We start from the raw sequence: 15522 nt of genomic DNA on the forward strand, positions 1-15522 counted from the left end.
CTCGCCAACTCGGGGCCGCTAAATGCCCGGATCGCGAGGCGGGAGGATCTGACGACATGCCGCACCCTGCGTTGCATGGCATCCGCGTGCTGGACCTGTCTGAATCGATCGCGGGCCAATACTGCTCGCGGTTGCTTGCGGATTTCGGTGCGGATGTCGCCCTCATCGAGCCCGCTAGCGGCTCGGCGCTCAGGTCTCAGTCGCCGATGTCCATGGGCAGCGACACGTCGCTGACCTTTCTGCATCTCAATTCAGGCAAGTCGTCCATCGTACTCGATGCATTGTCCCGGGAGCAGCGGCACGAGCTCTTCGCCTCCACCGATGTCGCCATCTTGGGCCCCTCTATGAGCCAGTCAGCACTGCCCTTGCCGGAATCTGCCGTAACGGTCGAGATCACGCCATTCGGCCGCGATGGCCCCCGCGCCGGCTGGCAGGGTCCCGAAATCGTCATCCAGGCGTTATCGGGCATGATGTTCAACAATGGCGCGGAAGGGCGCGAGCCGCTTTATGGCTGCGGCGAGCGCTCCTCTTACGCGGCGGGCCTCGCGGCCCATATCGGTGTTGCCACAGCCCTGCTGGCGCGCGGCACGTCCGGGCGCGGGCAGCATGTCGAGATCTCGGCCGCCGAGACAGCCGCGGCCATGTGCTTTCCCTACGCCTTCCAACACATCTACAGCAGGACGCTCCGCCGTCGCGGGGACATCACTAACCCCTGCGGCCAGGTCCAGTGTCGCGACGGCTGGGTCTGCATATGGATCTACAACCATCGCTGGCCTCGCTTTTGCGAGACAGTCGGTCTCGAACACCTGACCGACGATGCGCGCTTCGCCGATCCAGCGATCAGACGCCAGAACTGGGCACAGCTTTTCGAGATCGTCCAGATCCATCTCGCTGATCGGGAGGCCGAGGCGCTGGTCGACGAGCTTCAGCGGGCGGACGTCATCGCGGCCAAATCCTATCGTCTCACCGAGCTGCCGCGCCAAAAGCACCTGCTCGAACGCGGCTACTGGGAACGGCTGCCCGATGGACAACCGATCCTGGGGCCTCCCTTCAGACTCTCGCGCACGCCCCGCCGCGTGATGGGAGGGGCTCCGGCGCTGGGCCAGAGGCGGGCCGAGCCAGCGACGATCCCGCAACCGGCCCCGGTCAGGACCTCGCCGCGGCAGGTGGCGGCAACCGGTTCAGGGCCTCTCGCCGGGCTGCGCGTGCTGGAACTGACGACGGCTTGGGCCGGGCCGATGGCCGGCCGCGTGCTCGGCTTCCTCGGCGCCGAGTGCATCCACATCGAGTCGCCTAATCGGGTGAACTCCTGGCGGCTCAACAAGGAAAAGCCCAACCCGGACAACTTCCCGGAGGGTGAGCCGGGCGAGCGCCCTTACGACCGTTCGTTCCTGTTCAACTCGCAGAACGTTAACAAGCTGTCGTGCATCCTCGACCTCAAGACGGGCGAAGGCCGTGAGATCGCCAAGCGGCTGGCCGTGGCCTGCGATGTCGTCATCTGCAATTTCCGCCCGGGCACGCTGGCGAAGCTAGGGCTCGACTATGATAGCCTCCGGGAGGTGCGGCCTGACATCATCGTGGCGGAATTGCCGGCCTTCGGCGTCCACGGGCCGCTGGCGAACCATGCGGCGCTTGGGCCGACCATGGAGATGGCGGCGGGGATGTCGAGCCTCGTAGGCTATCGCGACGCGCAGCCCGAGACTACGGGACCGTCCTATCTTGACCCGATCGGCGGCTTCAACACGGCCGCCGCCGTTCTCACCGCTCTCATCCACCGCCAGCGCACGGGCGAAGGCCAGCAGATCGAGGTGCCCCAGGTCGAGGCCGCGATGCACTTCATCGGCGGTGAAATCCTGGCCGCGGCCGAAACCGGACGCGACCCTGGCAGGAACGGCAACCGGGTCGAGCACGCGTCGCCCCACGATGCCTTTCCATGCGCCGGGCTGGACTCATGGATCGCGATTGCCGTCCGCGACGAGACGGAGTGGGCCTCGCTGTGCCGCGTGATCGATCGTCCGGAGCTGATCGGCGACCCGCGTTTCGTCTCGCTGGCGGCCCGCAAGCGCCATGAGGACGAGCTCGCGGCCCTGATTGCGGGCCGGACCGCGCCGCAGGACCGGCACGCGCTCGCGGAGCGCCTCCAGCGGGCCGGCGTACCCGCCGCGCCGGTGCAGACACCGCGCGATATCGCCGAAGACGCACATTTGTCCCAACGCGGCTTCTTCCATCGGCTCCACCATCCTGATGCGGGAGAGCATAGCCATCCGGGACTGCCCTTCCATCTCAGTGCCACGCCTGGCAGCCAACACCGTGCCGCGCCGGCCTTCGGAGAGCACACGGAAGACGTGTTGGCCCGGATCGCCGGCCTCGCGCCCCATGAAATCGCGCATGCCTGGGCCGCGAATGCGACCGCGACGCGGCCGTTGCCGGGCTTCTGAGGGCGCGACATGCTGATGACCCGTCCCGAACCTGTCACGCTCACCATCCGACTGGACGACAGCCCGCGTTACCGTGGCAGCGTCCATGACGACGAAGTGGCCAAGCGCATGGGCTATCGCGCCGCGCTCGTGCCCGGCGCCTTCCTGTATGGCCATTTCAGCCGGCTCGCGGTCGATCTTTGGGGCCGGTCCTGGATCGAGACGGGGGCGATGGCGGCGACCTTCCGCCGCCCTGTTTACAATGGCGACGACGTCGGCATCGACGCGGCACTCGACAGCGACGGGAACCGACTCGCGCTCGCTATGCACGGGCCGGACGGACAGCTGGTTGCCGATGGCTGGATCGCTCCTCCCGCCGCCGTGCCCGCGCCTGCGCTCGCCCTATGGCCCATGCTCGCCGTGTCCGACGTCCGCCCCGCGATCGGTGATGGCAGGCAGATGGTCGGTCTGCGCGGTACGACGGCGGGAGCCGTCCTCACTCAAGATGACATTGCCACGTCGCGCGCGGCCTTCGCCGAGCGGCACCCGATCTACGAGACGCAGGGCCTCGCCCATCCCGGATTCCTGATGCGTCGCGCCATGTTCGAAGTGAATGCGAGCTATCGCTGGCCGGGACCGGTGGTGCTGACCGGCTGCGAGGCACGGCACTTCGCGCCCGTTGCCGCCGGTATGCGTTTCGAGACGTCGAGCGTGATCAGCGAGACCTTCGAGCGGCGCGGCAAGAATTATGTCGTCACCGAAGAACTGGTGCTGGCCGACGGCCGGCCGGCCGCGCTGTTCAGGCGCACGCAGCTTTATACGCAGCGAGCCGCGTGATGCACGCGATGCGTGCTTTGCCCGCTCAAGTCGAGATGTGGTCAGATCAATTTCAAGCGAGCCGGCGCTTGACGCCTGGAACGCCAAAAAGAAGCAGAGAAACGGATGGAAACGTGGGGAGCGGAGAGCGATGGCAGCATGAGGCCTGAGGCTGGAACTGCCTTGGCGGCGAGACGCGCCCGGCAGCAGCACTGACCGCATTCGCCGTTCTTCGAGGCTCCTCCCGCAATGGGAGGCCGATATCGTGCAAGCGCTAGCGACGATAAAAAGCGTCGAGCCGTTTCAGGTGGCATGGTCGCCAGAGGATCCTGCGGGGAGCCGCAGCGCCTTCGTTCGGATCACGACCAGCGATGGCGTGGTGGGCTATGGCGAGGCTTCCCCAATGCAGGGCGGGCTGCACTCGCTCGGCATCATCGCGCGTGACATCGCCCCCGGCCTCGTCGGAGCCGACGCGTTCGATCAGGCGGTGCTGCATGACCGATTCTTTCACAAGAATATAAAACTGGGCCCTGAAGGCGCGCTGACCGGCGCGCTGGCGGCCGTAGATATCGCGCTGTGGGACATCAAGGGAAAGGTGCTGGGCCTGCCAATCGCGAAGCTGCTTGGCGGGGCATGGCGCCGGGATGTCGCCTTCTATTCGTCGATCGGGGGCAATGCCAACCGCACGGTCGACGAGGTGCTGAAAGTGGTCGAAGGGAGATTTCGGCGCGAGACGCCCTCCGCCATCAAGGTCCGGCGCGACGGCGATCGCTCCAAGCTCGACATGGACATTCCCGGCGACATCGCGAAAGCTACGGCGGTGCGTAATCTCGTCGGCGAGGACTTCCCCCTCGCCTTCGACGCCAACAATGGCTACTCGGTCGGCGGCGCGATCAGGGTCGGCCGGGCGCTCGAAGACCTCGGCTATGTCTGGTTCGAGGAGCCCGTCCAGCATTATGACGTGCGCAATATGGGCGAGGTCGCGCAGCGGCTCGACATCACCGTTTCGGCAGCGGAGCAGACCTACACGCTCCAGGCCCTCGTCGACATCATCAACGCGGGCGTTCGCATGGTCCAGCCCGACATCGTCAAGATGGGCGGCATCACCGGCCTGATGCAGTGCGCGGCCGTCTGCTTCGCGCATGGCGTCGAACTTGTGCCGCACCAGACCCAGCCCACCATCGGCCATGTTGCCAACCTACACGTCCTTGGCGCGATCATGCATCTCACCAAGCCTGCGGAGTATGCCGATGGTTCGGGTCGCATGGACGCAGCCTTTCCCGATCTGCCGAGGCCTCAGGACGGGCGCTTCACCATCCCGGACGGGCCCGGGCTGGGAATTTCCATCAACGATGGCGAACTCAGACGTAAAACGGTCTGACAAACAGCCGTTCAACAGGAGGGAAACCCATGGACCGTCGTGAAGTTCTCAAGCTCGGGACGGCCGTCTTCGCGGCGAGCGTCGCTGGGCTCTCCTCGTCGCACGCTCAGGAAGCCGACGTCCTGCGCATCGGCATCGCGGCCGCGCGGCCGCGGCATACCGATCCCAACTTGACCACGCAGGGGTCGGACAATTGGGCCACCGAACAGATGTACGAACAGCTTGTCCGGCCCGACGACGGCCGCTTCGCGGTCAAGCCGGAAGACAACATCCCGACGCTGGCGACGAGTTGGACACAGTCGGACGACGCGCTGACCTGGCGCTTCAAGCTTCGCGAGGGTGTGCAGTTCCACAAAGGCTACGGCGAGATGACCTCCGAGGACGTGGTATTCTCGTACGAACGCGCCATCAAAAGCGGCACGAATACCACCGTTCTGTCGAACATCGCGGACGTCCAGCCGGACGGCCGCCATGGCGTGGTCGTCAGGCTCAAGGGCCCCGATGCGCTGTTTCTCGGCTCGATCGCCTTCAGCAACAACACATCGATCGTCTCCAAGAAAGCCGCGCTGGAACTCGGGGAACGCTTCGCCACCGACGCAGTCGGGACGGGACCTTACGAACTCGCCAAGTTCGACCCCAATGGCGCGGTGATCCTCAAGCGCCATGAGGGCTATTGGGGCCAGAAGGCCAAAATCGGCAATGTCGAGTGCCTCTATATTGCCGACACGACCGCCCGCACGCTCGCTTTGCTCGCTGGCAAGATCGACATGATGGAAGCCGTCCGCGCGCCGGGGTGGGTCGACTCGATCCTGCAGCGCGACCGCACCGTCAAGATGGACATGACCGCCCCGGGCTCGTTCAACACGCTGCATGTCAACCTGACCCGCCAGCCTTTCGGCAACCTCAAGGTCCGCCAGGCGCTGATGCATGCCATCAACCGGCCGGCCGTGTCGCAGGCACTGGCGCCGATGGGCGGCGTTCTGGCCTGCCTCCAGCCAGCCGGCTTCCCCGCCGGCTTCACCACCGAGGAATTGCCGCCGGAGCTGCGCTATCCGCATGATCCGCGCCGGGCGCGCCAGCTCCTTGTGGAGGCCGGATTTCCCAACGGCATCGCCTTCTCCGCCAACAGCAGCCGCCGCGAGGACTATGCTTCGACCATGCTAATCGTGCAGGAGCAGCTGCGCGAGGCCGGCTTCAACATGGATCTCAAGATCGGGGATCACACAGCCTATCATGCCGACAACCGCTCCGACAAAAACACGCTGGCGATGCACTCGTCGAGCTATCCGCCGATCCCGACGCAGCTCTACCAGCAGCAGCTCGCCAAGGCCTCGCTGGTCACGGCCGACGGAACCGGAGGCGGAAACTACAGCCATTACGGCGTCGCCATGCCCGGAATCGACGGCCTGCTCGACAAGGCCCTGAACACGGCAAGCTTTAAGGACTACGAAGCGATCTGCCGGCAGATCGAGCTGCAGGTCCTGCGCGACCTTCCGCTCATCGGCCTGTCGACCCTCTCCTTCACCGTCGCGCGCCGGGGCAATGTCGATCTCGGCTACGAGGTGAAGGGTGGCTACGCACGCTGGCGCTTCCACCGCGCCACAAAGCGCGTCTGAGGAGCGAGGGTGAGATGGGTCAATTTCTGCTGAGACGCCTCTTTGATGCGTTGCCGACGGTTCTGCTCGTCCTGACCCTCGTCTTCGGAGCGATGCGGATTCTGCCGGGCGATCCGGCCCTCGCCGCCCTCGGCGACAACGCGTTGCCCGAACAGCTCGCGGCCTTCCGCGAGCATTTCGGGCTCAACATGCCGCTCTGGCGCCAGTATCTCGACTTTCTGGCAGGTGTGCTGACTTTCGACCTCGGGCGCTCACTGCTGCACAACCAGCCGGTGGTGACGCTTCTGGCCAACGCCCTGCCCTTCACGATCGAGTTGACCATCGTGGCGACGCTGATCGGCGTGACGATTGGCGTGCCGCTTGGGGTGCTTGCTGCGACGCACCGCAACAGGCTGGCCGATTCCGGCGTGCGCCTGTTCTCCCTCGTCGGCTACGCGGTGCCGGACTTCTATCTTGGGGCGCTGCTGCTCATCGCGCTCTCGCTGAATCTCGGACTATTCCCGATCAGTGGCGGCGGCCAGGGATTCTGGGACCGCATGCATCACATCATGCTGCCTGCGGTCACACTGGCCTTCCTCAAGGCGGCCTTCATCGGCAAGCTCACGCGGACCTCGCTGCTCGAGGTCTTCGGCAAGGACTATGTCCGCACGGCCCGGGCCAAGGGTGCGCGCGAGGGCCGCGTCATCTATCGCCACGCGCTGCGCAATGCGCTGCTGCCGCTGACGACCGGTCTCGGCATCAGTCTGCTCGCCACGCTGTCGGGCTCCGTCGCGGTGGAACTGGTGTTCAACCGGCCAGGCCTCGGGACCCTGCTCATCGGGGCGATCAGCGAACGCGACTACGCGGTCATCCAGGGCGGCATCATCGTGTTCGCACTGCTCGTGGTGGGCGTGAACCTCATGATCGACCTGCTCTACATCGCCGTCGATCCCAGGCTGAGGATACAGGCATGACGTTTGCCGCAGACCAGATCGATACGATCGCGCCCGAGCCGTCCCGCCTCGCCATCGCCCGGCGGGTCGTTTTGGACAGGCCCGGCACCATGGCGGCCGTCGCACTGATCGCGGTCTTCGTCCTGATCGCGACCTTCGCGCCGCTGCTCTCGCCCTACAATCCGCTCGCGCAGAGCTACGTCAAGATCAACCGCGTGCCGTCATGGGAGCATTGGCTCGGTACAGACCAGTTCGGCCGGGATGTGTTGTCGCGGATACTCTACGGCTCCCGGAACTCCCTCATCATCGGCGTGCTAGCACCGTTTCTAGCTGCGATCATCGGCACTACCCTGGGCGTCGTCGCCGGTTTCTTCGGGGGCCTTGTCGACAGGATCATCTCGCGGGTCATCGATCTGCTCATTTCCTTTCCCGAACTGCTCCTCGCCATCATCATCGCCGCGGCCCTGGGCGGCGGGTTCTGGAACATCGTGATCGTGCTCGCAGCGGCATTCGTCCCGAACTTTGCGCGCGTCGCTAGGGCGCAGACCATGACGGTGCGGGCCGAGCCGTATGTCGAGGCGGCTGTCGCCTCCGGCGTCACCAGGTTTCGCATCATCCTGCGCCACATCATTCCCAACATCGCCGCGCCCGTAGTGGTGCTGATGACTTTGTGGACGGCGTCCGCCATCCGACTCGAGGCTTCGCTGAGCTTTCTGGGCCTCGGCACGCAGGCGCCCCAGCCGAGCTGGGGCAACATCATCCGCGACGGGCTCAACAACCTGTTTGGTTCGCCCTGGCCCGTGATCGGCGCTGGCCTGGCCATCACTGGCGTCGTCCTCGCGTTCAACCTGCTGGGCGACACCATTCGCGACGTGCTCGATCCGGAGATTTCGTCGTGAACGCTATCGGCGAGCCACGCGTGCTGCTGCGGGTCGAAGGGCTCAGCGTCGAATTCGGTCCGAAGGGCGCGCGGCTGCGTGTCGTCGATGAGGTCAGCTTCGAGATCGAGGCGGGAGAGACGGTCGGCCTGGTGGGGGAGTCAGGCTCGGGCAAGTCGATCACGGCCCTCTCGATCCTACGCCTTGTGCCGGAGCCGCCGAGCCACCTCGCGGGCGGTAGGGTGCTGCTCGACGGCATCGATCTGACCGCCCTGCCTCGCGATCGGCTTCCCGAGATCCGTGGCCGCGACATCGCGATGATCTTCCAGGAGCCGATGAGTTCGCTCAACCCTGTCATGCGCATCGGCGACCAGATCGGCGAGGCTATCCTCCTGCACCAGACGCTCGGGGCGGCGGCGCGCCGGTCGCGCGTGCTCGAACTTCTCGGGCTCGTCGGCATTCCCGACCCGGAACAGAGGATCGACGCCTTTCCGCACCAGTTCTCCGGCGGCATGCGCCAGCGCGTGATGATCGCAATGGCGCTCGCCTGCAATCCGCGGCTGCTAATCGCCGACGAACCCACGACGGCGCTCGACGTCACCATCCAGGCTCAGGTCCTGGCGCTCCTACGCGACCTCAAGGCAAGGTTGGGAACGGCGACGCTCCTGATCACGCATGACCTCGGCGTCGTGGCCGAGTCCTGCCAACGCGTCGTCGTCATGTATGCGGGCCGGGTCGTCGAAACCGGCAGCGTGCGCGACATCTTCCGCAGGCCGTCCCACCCCTACACGCGAGCGCTGCTGCAATCGATCCCGCGGCTCGACGAGGAGCGGCGGCGCCTCCACCAGATCCCGGGCAACGTGCCGCCGCCTGGGCCGCTGCGCGCCGGCTGCGCCTTCCACACGCGTTGCGCCGACAGGCTCCCGCGCTGCTCGGTCGACCGTCCCCCGGCAGCGCGTATCGGGCCCGGGCACGAGGCCGCCTGCTGGCTGGTGCAGGAGGCGGCCGCGCCGTCCAGGTCGGAGGCGCTGAACCGATGAACGATACGCTCCTGTCGGTCACGGACCTCTGGAAGGTCTTCAGCGCCAGGGCCGGCCTCGGCCTCGGGCGAACCACGAAGGATGTACGCGCCGTCGATGGCGTATCCTTCGACATCAAGCGCGGCGAGACCATGGCGCTGGTCGGCGAGACGGGGTGCGGAAAATCGACCCTTGGCCGGCTTATCCTTCAGTTGATCCCGCCAAGCGGCGGCGAGGTGCTTTTTGAAGGGGTCAGCCTGACCAAGCTCGGCGCGCGCCCCCTGCGCGAGATGCGGCGGCGCATGCAGATGGTCTTTCAGGATCCGTTCGGCTCGCTAAGCCCGCGCCGTAGTATCGCCGACATCGTCGCCGAACCGATCGACGCCTTCGGACTGGCGCCCTCACGCCCGGCGCGGCGCGAGATGGTCGCGCAACTCCTGCATCAGGTCGGCTTATCGACGTCCGTCATGGACCGCTATCCGCGCCAGTTCTCAGGCGGTCAGCGGCAGAGGATCGGCATCGCCAGGGCGATTGCGGCCGGCCCGTCTTTCATCGTGGCCGACGAGCCGGTCTCCGCCCTCGACGTTTCGGTTCAGGCCCAGGTGATCAACCTCATGCAGGACCTTCAGGAAAGCCGGGACCTGACCTACCTATTCATCGCCCATGATCTCGCCGTCGTGCGCCATATCGCGACGAGAGTGGCCGTAATGTATCTGGGTCGCATCGTCGAGATCGGCCCCAAACGTCTGGTCTACGACACGCCTCACCATCCCTACACCCAGGCGCTCCTTTCCGCCGCGCCCAACCCGGATCCGGACGCGCCGAGGCGGCAGATCGTTCTGAGCGGTGATGTTCCCAACCCGAGCAACGCGCCGAGCGGCTGCGCCTTCCACAGCCGCTGCCCGATAGCGGTTGCTCGCTGCCGGACTGAGCGACCGGAGTTGATAGCCGTGGCCTCTGGACATGCAGCAGCCTGCCATTTTGCAAGGCCGAGTCCGATCCAAGCCGTCTAGATAAGGCTTCGCTGCCGCTCACCAGATTTCACTGTCAGAAAGCAGATGGGGTGGATGGCTCCCGCTCCCGGCGTTGCGGCGCCACAGTGGTGCTGTCACGCAGCACGAGCTTGGAGCGACCACGATGGAGATCACGACTGTCGGCATCGACTTGGCCAAGAATGTCTTCCAGGTGCACGCTATCAGCGGAACAGGAGAGGTTCTCGCCCGACGAGGGCTGAGGCGCGCTCAGGTCATGCCCTTCTTCCGCAAGCTTGCTCCGTCCCTGCCTGGTCGGCATGGAGGCCTGCGGCACAAGCCATCACTGGGCGCGCGAGCTGACCGCTCTGGGCCATACTGTGCGGTTGATGCCGCCGGCCTACGTCAAGCCATATGTGAAGCGAGGCAAGACCGACGCCGCTGATGCGGAGGCGATCTGCGAGGCGGTCACGCGCCCGACCATGCGCTTTGTTCCAATCAAGTCGGTCGAGGCCGCGCTGGCGCTTCATCGGACACACGCGGCATCTCCATCGTCGATCTCACCGGCCACACGCCCGGGCATATCGGCGTACGATCGAAGATGCCGGCCAGAGCCTGATCATGGTGTCCGACATGCTCTTTCCCGTGGTGCATCCGGTTGCGACCGATGTGAGCTTTCTGTTCGAGCAAGATCGCGCCGCGGCTAAGACGATGCGGGATCGCTTCTTCCCGCTTGCCGCGTCAGAAGGCGCACTCATCGCCGCAACCCACATGCCCTTCCCAGGCCTCGGCCGGATCGTCTCTGATCGGGGATAACATCGCTGGGAGGTTGCAGACTGGGCGCTGCAAGGCTGACGGAAACAGCATACTCGATTGCTCGCTCTCAGCCCGCAGATGTCAGTGATGTTCGCCTGCGGACTGCGCGAGCCTAGACGACGGAAATCCGGGACGGCCGAAGCGGTCCCGGAACAGGTAATGGCCGACCAGTTCGGTGAAGGCGCGGGTTCGCTCGCGCTTGCCGTCGCCGTAGATCTTCGCCACCGCGATGCCCGTGTTGTCGTAGAGATCGATAGTGACCCCTCGATCCTCAGACGGCTCGGCCGCCCCTACAACAGAATCTGTGGCGCCGCCTCCATGCGCCGCCCCTGCCGCGAGAGCGGCTTAGAAGCCATGGCGGTCGCCTGGTATTGGCCCCCCATGACGCCCAGAGCCATGACCACGGCTTTCCGCCCTTCGCCAGCAATCCGGGGATGATCGTGGGGAACGGCCGCTTGCTTGGTGCGATCGGTCTTGCACGGTTGGGTAGTGCCGCAACGGCACCCTGGCCCGCTCGCGAAAAAACATGCTTGCGATCGCACCGGCATTGGCCAAGCTAGACCGCACTTTGACCTGCTGCCTTCCCCGGAGACGCCGATGCCCGACTATCTGATCGACCCCATGCCGCCGCAGCTTTCCGCGGCCTTGGTGGCCAAGCTCCAGCGCGTCGAGACCGCGACGGTCGGGCATTCCAGGCATTGGGGATTCATGGATCGTGGCATCCAGCCCGTGCTTCGGGGCAAGCGGATTGCGGGCGCCGCCGTGACGCTGGCGATCCCCAGCCAGGATTCGACGCTGCTGCATCACGCGCTGGGGCTGCTGCGCCCCGGCGATATCCTTGTCGTCGACAGGCTTGGCGACGACAAGCACGCCTGCTGGGGCGGCGGCGTCACCATCGCCGCGAAGACCGCCGGTGCCATCGGCGGCATCGTCGACGGGCCCTGCACGGACCTCGCCGAGATCGAGGATTCTGATTTTCCGATGTGGTGCCGGGGCATGACGCCGATCACCACGCGCGTCTACAATCTCGGCGGCACGATGAACCGGGCGATCTCCTGCGGCAATGTGCCAGTCAATGCCGGGGACGTCATCCTGGCCGATGAATCCGGCGTGTTGGTGCTGGCCGTCGCGGAAGCCGAGGCCATCGCCGATGCAGCAATCGCGCGCCAGGAGCGCGGCGAACGCAACCAGGAGCGCGTCAAGGCGGGCGAGAAGCTCGGAGACATTTCTGGTGCCACGAAAATGGTGCTCGACGCCATGAAGGCCAACGACTGACCGCAGACAGACCATATGGCTCCCTCCGATCACTGCGGAGGCTGGCCGCTCAATTGCAACGGGATCATCAGGGGAATCACGCCATGTCTTTCACGCGCTTCTTGAAAGTTGCCTCGCTGGCCGTCGGGCTGATCGGCGCGAGCGCCGCCTCCGCACAGACGCTCAACATGGGCGTCCGGGCCGGGCCGGAATCGATGGACCCGCATTACAGCGCGCTGGGCGTCCATGTCGAGGCGCTCAAGCACATCTTCGACACGCTGGTGCGCTCGAACGAGAAGCTGCAGGTCGAGCCCAATCTGGCCGAGTCGTGGAAGGCCATCGATGCCACGACCTGGGAGTTCAAGCTGCGCAAGGGCGTCAAGTTCCATGACGGCTCCGACTTCACCGCCGAAGACGTGAAGTTCTCGATCGAGCGCATTCCCAACGTAACCGGCCCCAATCCGGCGACGCTCTATACGCGCCGCATCAAGGAGGTGCGGGTCATCGACAGCCATACGGTGCATCTCCTCACCGACAGCGCCGCGCCGACCCTGCCCAACGACCTCGTCCGGCTGTTCATCGTCTCGTCGAAGGCCGCCGCCGGTCTGACCCGCGAGACCTCGAACGAGGCCTTCAATTCAGGCAAGGCCGCGATCGGAACCGGCCCCTACAAGCTCGTCTCCTGGACGCCCAAGGCCGATCTGACGCTCGACCGGTTCGACGGCTACTGGGCCGGCCCGCAGCCCTGGCAGCGCGTCATCCGCAAGGAGATTTCCAACGATGCAGCCCGCGTCGCGCAGTTGCGTGCCCGCCAGGTCGACATGATCTCGCGCGTCTCGGCGACCGATGTCGCCGCGCTGCAGAAGGACAGCAAGCTCAACGTCCCGACGCAGGACACGATCTTCGTCTTCCTGCTTGATTTCGATCTGCGCGAGAAAACGCCGCAGGTCAGCGCCAAGGACGGCTCGCCGCTCGCCGCCAACCCCTTCCGCGATCCGCGCGTCCGCGAGGCACTGGATCTCGCGATCGATCGCCGCCAACTCGGGGACATCGCCATGGACGGGATGGGCTCGCCCGCGACGCAACTGGTCTCGCAGGGGATCTTCGGCTTCAATCCCGAGATTCCCGAAGTCAAGGCCGATCTAGCGCGCTCGCGACAGTTGCTGGCCGAGGCCGGATATCCCAATGGCTTTAAGTTCACGCTGAGCTTCACCGTCGACCGCCTCCCGGGCGACCGCGAGATCGGCACGACGCTGGTGCAGATGCTGGCGCGTGTCGGCGTCGATGTGCAGGCCAATGGCGTGCCCGTCTCGATCCTGTTCTCGGCGCGGCCGCGCGGCGAGCTCTCGGCGACGATGGCCGGCTGGGGCACGATCACCGGCGAGGCCTATTACACCCTGTCCGCGATCGCGCATTCCAACGATGCGGACCGCAAGCTCGGCCAGTTCAACTGGCGCGGCTATGCCAATCCCGCCGTCGACAAGCTGATCGACAGTGCCGGCAGCGAACTCGACAATGCTAAGCGCAGCGCCATGCTCAGCGAGGCGGGAGCGCTGTTTATGAAGGATCGCGTCACGCTGCCGCTGACCGTGATCAAATATGGCTGGGCGGTCTGGCGGGATCGCGCCCAGACAGTGCGCCTGCGCAGCGACGAGGAAACGCTCGCCATGGACGTCGTCCCGGTCAAGGCGAACTGAGGCCAGCCGGCCCGGCCTTCCAGACGGAACGCCGGGCCTCCCCGCCGATTGCGTCAATCGAGCCGGGCGACGATGCCCGCCGCCTCGGCTGAGGAAGGCGGAAAGCGCGTCATGATCTGCGGATCGTGGCCGGGAATGACCATACTCTCGGAATTGGCGAGCTCGCGCAGCCGTTGGAAGCCGTCGAGCGTCGCCCCGACGTTGTAGACCCACGGAAACGGAATGTTGCGCTCGAAGTTCTCGAAGAAATGGGTCGCGTCCGAGGCCAGCACGAGCCAGCCATTGCGTGTCATCACCCGCACGACCTGCTGGCCGTCGGTGTGCCCGCCCACGCGATGGAGCGTGATTCCGGGAGCAACCTCGCCCTCGCCTTGATGATAGACGACGCGCCCCTCGAACAGCTTGCGCACGGTCTCGGCGATATCATGGGGATCATAACCGCCGCGCAGCATGCCGTGGCACATGCAGGGGCCCGTGGCATAGGCCATCTCGGCCGCCTGGAGATGAAAGCGCGCCTTCGGGAACAGGTTCTGGTTGCCCGAATGGTCGTAATGCAAATGCGTCAGCACGACATCGGCGATGCTGCCCGGATCGATCCCGAGCAGCCTCAGGCCCTCGCTCGGACACAGCAAGAATTCGCGCCCGCGCTTCTGAGCGACCTCGGCGCTGAAGCCGGTATCGACGATGATCGCGCCATCCGGGCCCTTGATGACGAAGACGAAGTAGTCAAACGGCATCGGCCCGTCATGGGCATCGCCGCCCAGGAAATTCTCGGCGCGCCGGCGCGCCGCATGATGTGCGAAACGGATCGCATGGACTTCATGCACCGGGATGCCGCTGGCAGGAGTGGTGTTCATCGGACGACTTTCGGTTCAGGCGATGGTCAGGCCGCCGTCCACCACGATCGTGGCGCCGGTGACATAGGCTGCGGCATCGCTTGCGAGATAGGCCACGGCCCCTGCCACATCCTCGGGGGTGCCGGCGCGGCGCAACGGCACCGGCGCGAGCTTGCGCGCCCGGAACTCCGGATCGGCCAGCATGTGCCGGTTGATGTCAGTTTCGATCGTACCCGGCGCGACGAGATTGACGGTGATGTCGTGCGGCGCCAGCTCCAGCGCCATGGCCCGGGCCAGCATCATGACGCCTCCCTTGGTGGCGACGTAATGGGCGATGTCGGGATTGGCATGGGCCTGGTTAACCGAGGAGACCATGACGATGCGGCCGGGCTTGCCCCGATCGATCATGATCTTCGCCGCCTCCTGCGCACAGGCGAAATAGCCGTGCAGGTTGACGGCATGTATGGCGGCCCAGTCCTCGTCGGTGATCTCCATGAAGGCCCGGCGCTGGATCCTGGCCGCGTTGCAGACGAGGATGCCGAGCCCGCTCAACGCCTCGGACGCGCCCCGCACGGCGGCCCGGGCGGCCGCCGGATCCCCCATATCGGCGTGAACCAGCTCTGCCCGTCGCCCCATGCCCCGGATCGTGACCGCCAGTTCCTCAGCCAGCTCGCGGCTGCGATACCAGTGCAGGGCGACGTCGGCTCCGGCTTCGGCAAGGGCGAGCGCCACGGCACGGCCGATGCCCTGGCTATCCGCTCCAGTCACGAGAGCGGTCGATGATGCAAGCGTCACGGCTTAAGTCCTGTGGAGTCAGATCGGCTGCGGGGTCATTCCAGCGCCGCGTCGGACCCCGATCGGCCCGGCCCGGTATTCTCGCTTGCCGAGG

General features: G+C 65.8%; 13 protein-coding genes and 2 pseudogenes. 12 read left to right on the plus strand and 3 right to left on the minus strand.

Going from position 1 to position 15522, the window contains the following annotated elements:
* The first annotated feature begins 56 nt into the window (after window positions 1–56).
* The 10 genes and pseudogenes from NWE53_RS28080 to NWE53_RS28125 all read left to right on the plus strand — a co-directional run.
* Entirely contained in the window at window positions 57–2438 is a 2382-nt protein-coding gene (locus NWE53_RS28080) for a CaiB/BaiF CoA transferase family protein (RefSeq protein ID WP_265055489.1), read from the plus strand.
* Between the two features lie 9 nt (window positions 2439–2447).
* A complete protein-coding gene (locus NWE53_RS28085) occupies window positions 2448–3254 on the plus strand; it encodes a hotdog family protein (RefSeq protein ID WP_265055490.1) in 807 nt (268 codons plus the stop codon).
* Window positions 3255–3540: 286 nt separating this feature from the next.
* Entirely contained in the window at window positions 3541–4614 is a 1074-nt protein-coding gene (locus NWE53_RS28090; RefSeq protein ID WP_265055491.1) for a mandelate racemase/muconate lactonizing enzyme family protein, read from the plus strand.
* A gap of 29 nt (window positions 4615–4643) precedes the next feature.
* Window positions 4644–6230: an ABC transporter substrate-binding protein gene (locus tag NWE53_RS28095; protein ID WP_265055492.1), complete on the plus strand. Its 1587-nt coding sequence runs from the start codon at window positions 4644–4646 to the stop codon at window positions 6228–6230.
* 14 nt (window positions 6231–6244) lie between these two features.
* Window positions 6245–7183 (plus strand): ABC transporter permease, encoded by a 939-nt coding sequence (locus tag NWE53_RS28100; RefSeq protein ID WP_265055493.1) that lies wholly within the window; start codon window positions 6245–6247, stop codon window positions 7181–7183.
* Window positions 7180–8061, plus strand: coding sequence for an ABC transporter permease (locus NWE53_RS28105; protein WP_265055494.1), 882 nt, complete (start codon window positions 7180–7182; stop codon window positions 8059–8061). Before NWE53_RS28100 ends, NWE53_RS28105 begins: the two co-directional genes overlap by 4 nt.
* Window positions 8058–9080 carry an ABC transporter ATP-binding protein gene (locus tag NWE53_RS28110; protein WP_265055495.1) on the plus strand — a complete coding sequence of 341 codons (1023 nt, stop codon included), beginning with the start codon at window positions 8058–8060 and terminating at the stop codon, window positions 9078–9080. Before NWE53_RS28105 ends, NWE53_RS28110 begins: the two co-directional genes overlap by 4 nt.
* 131 nt (window positions 9081–9211) lie before the next feature.
* Complete coding sequence (locus NWE53_RS28115) at window positions 9212–10072, plus strand: ABC transporter ATP-binding protein (protein ID WP_320109595.1); 861 nt, start codon at window positions 9212–9214, stop codon at window positions 10070–10072.
* Between the two features lie 124 nt (window positions 10073–10196).
* Window positions 10197–10566, plus strand: a pseudogene (locus NWE53_RS28120) (IS110 family transposase); the annotation flags it as partial.
* A gap of 2 nt (window positions 10567–10568) precedes the next feature.
* Window positions 10569–10846 (plus strand): annotated as a pseudogene (locus NWE53_RS28125) (MBL fold metallo-hydrolase); the annotation flags it as partial.
* 81 nt (window positions 10847–10927) lie between these two features.
* Here the strand turns inward: NWE53_RS28125 and NWE53_RS28130 are convergent.
* Window positions 10928–11071, minus strand: a complete 144-nt coding sequence (locus tag NWE53_RS28130; RefSeq protein ID WP_265055497.1) for a hypothetical protein — start codon at window positions 11069–11071, stop codon at window positions 10928–10930.
* Between the two features lie 372 nt (window positions 11072–11443).
* Here NWE53_RS28130 and NWE53_RS28135 point away from each other — a divergent pair, with 372 nt between their 5' ends.
* Both NWE53_RS28135 and NWE53_RS28140 read left to right on the plus strand, forming a co-directional pair.
* Window positions 11444–12121, plus strand: a complete 678-nt coding sequence (locus NWE53_RS28135) for an RraA family protein (protein WP_265055498.1) — start codon at window positions 11444–11446, stop codon at window positions 12119–12121.
* Between the two features lie 83 nt (window positions 12122–12204).
* Complete coding sequence (locus NWE53_RS28140; RefSeq protein ID WP_265055499.1) at window positions 12205–13797, plus strand: ABC transporter substrate-binding protein; 1593 nt, start codon at window positions 12205–12207, stop codon at window positions 13795–13797.
* Between the two features lie 53 nt (window positions 13798–13850).
* On the opposite strand, the gene NWE53_RS28145 is transcribed toward NWE53_RS28140, so the two are convergent.
* Together NWE53_RS28145 and NWE53_RS28150 are read right to left on the minus strand one after the other, a co-directional pair.
* Window positions 13851–14654: an N-acyl homoserine lactonase family protein gene (locus NWE53_RS28145; RefSeq protein WP_265055500.1), complete on the minus strand. Its 804-nt coding sequence runs from the start codon at window positions 14652–14654 to the stop codon at window positions 13851–13853.
* Window positions 14655–14669: 15 nt separating this feature from the next.
* Window positions 14670–15428 carry an SDR family NAD(P)-dependent oxidoreductase gene (locus tag NWE53_RS28150; RefSeq protein WP_265055501.1) on the minus strand — a complete coding sequence of 253 codons (759 nt, stop codon included), beginning with the start codon at window positions 15426–15428 and terminating at the stop codon, window positions 14670–14672.
* Between the last annotated feature and the right edge of the window lie 94 nt (window positions 15429–15522).

It is taken from the genome of Bosea sp. NBC_00550 (assembly GCF_026020075.1).
Taxonomy (GTDB): Bacteria; Pseudomonadota; Alphaproteobacteria; order Rhizobiales; family Beijerinckiaceae; genus Allobosea.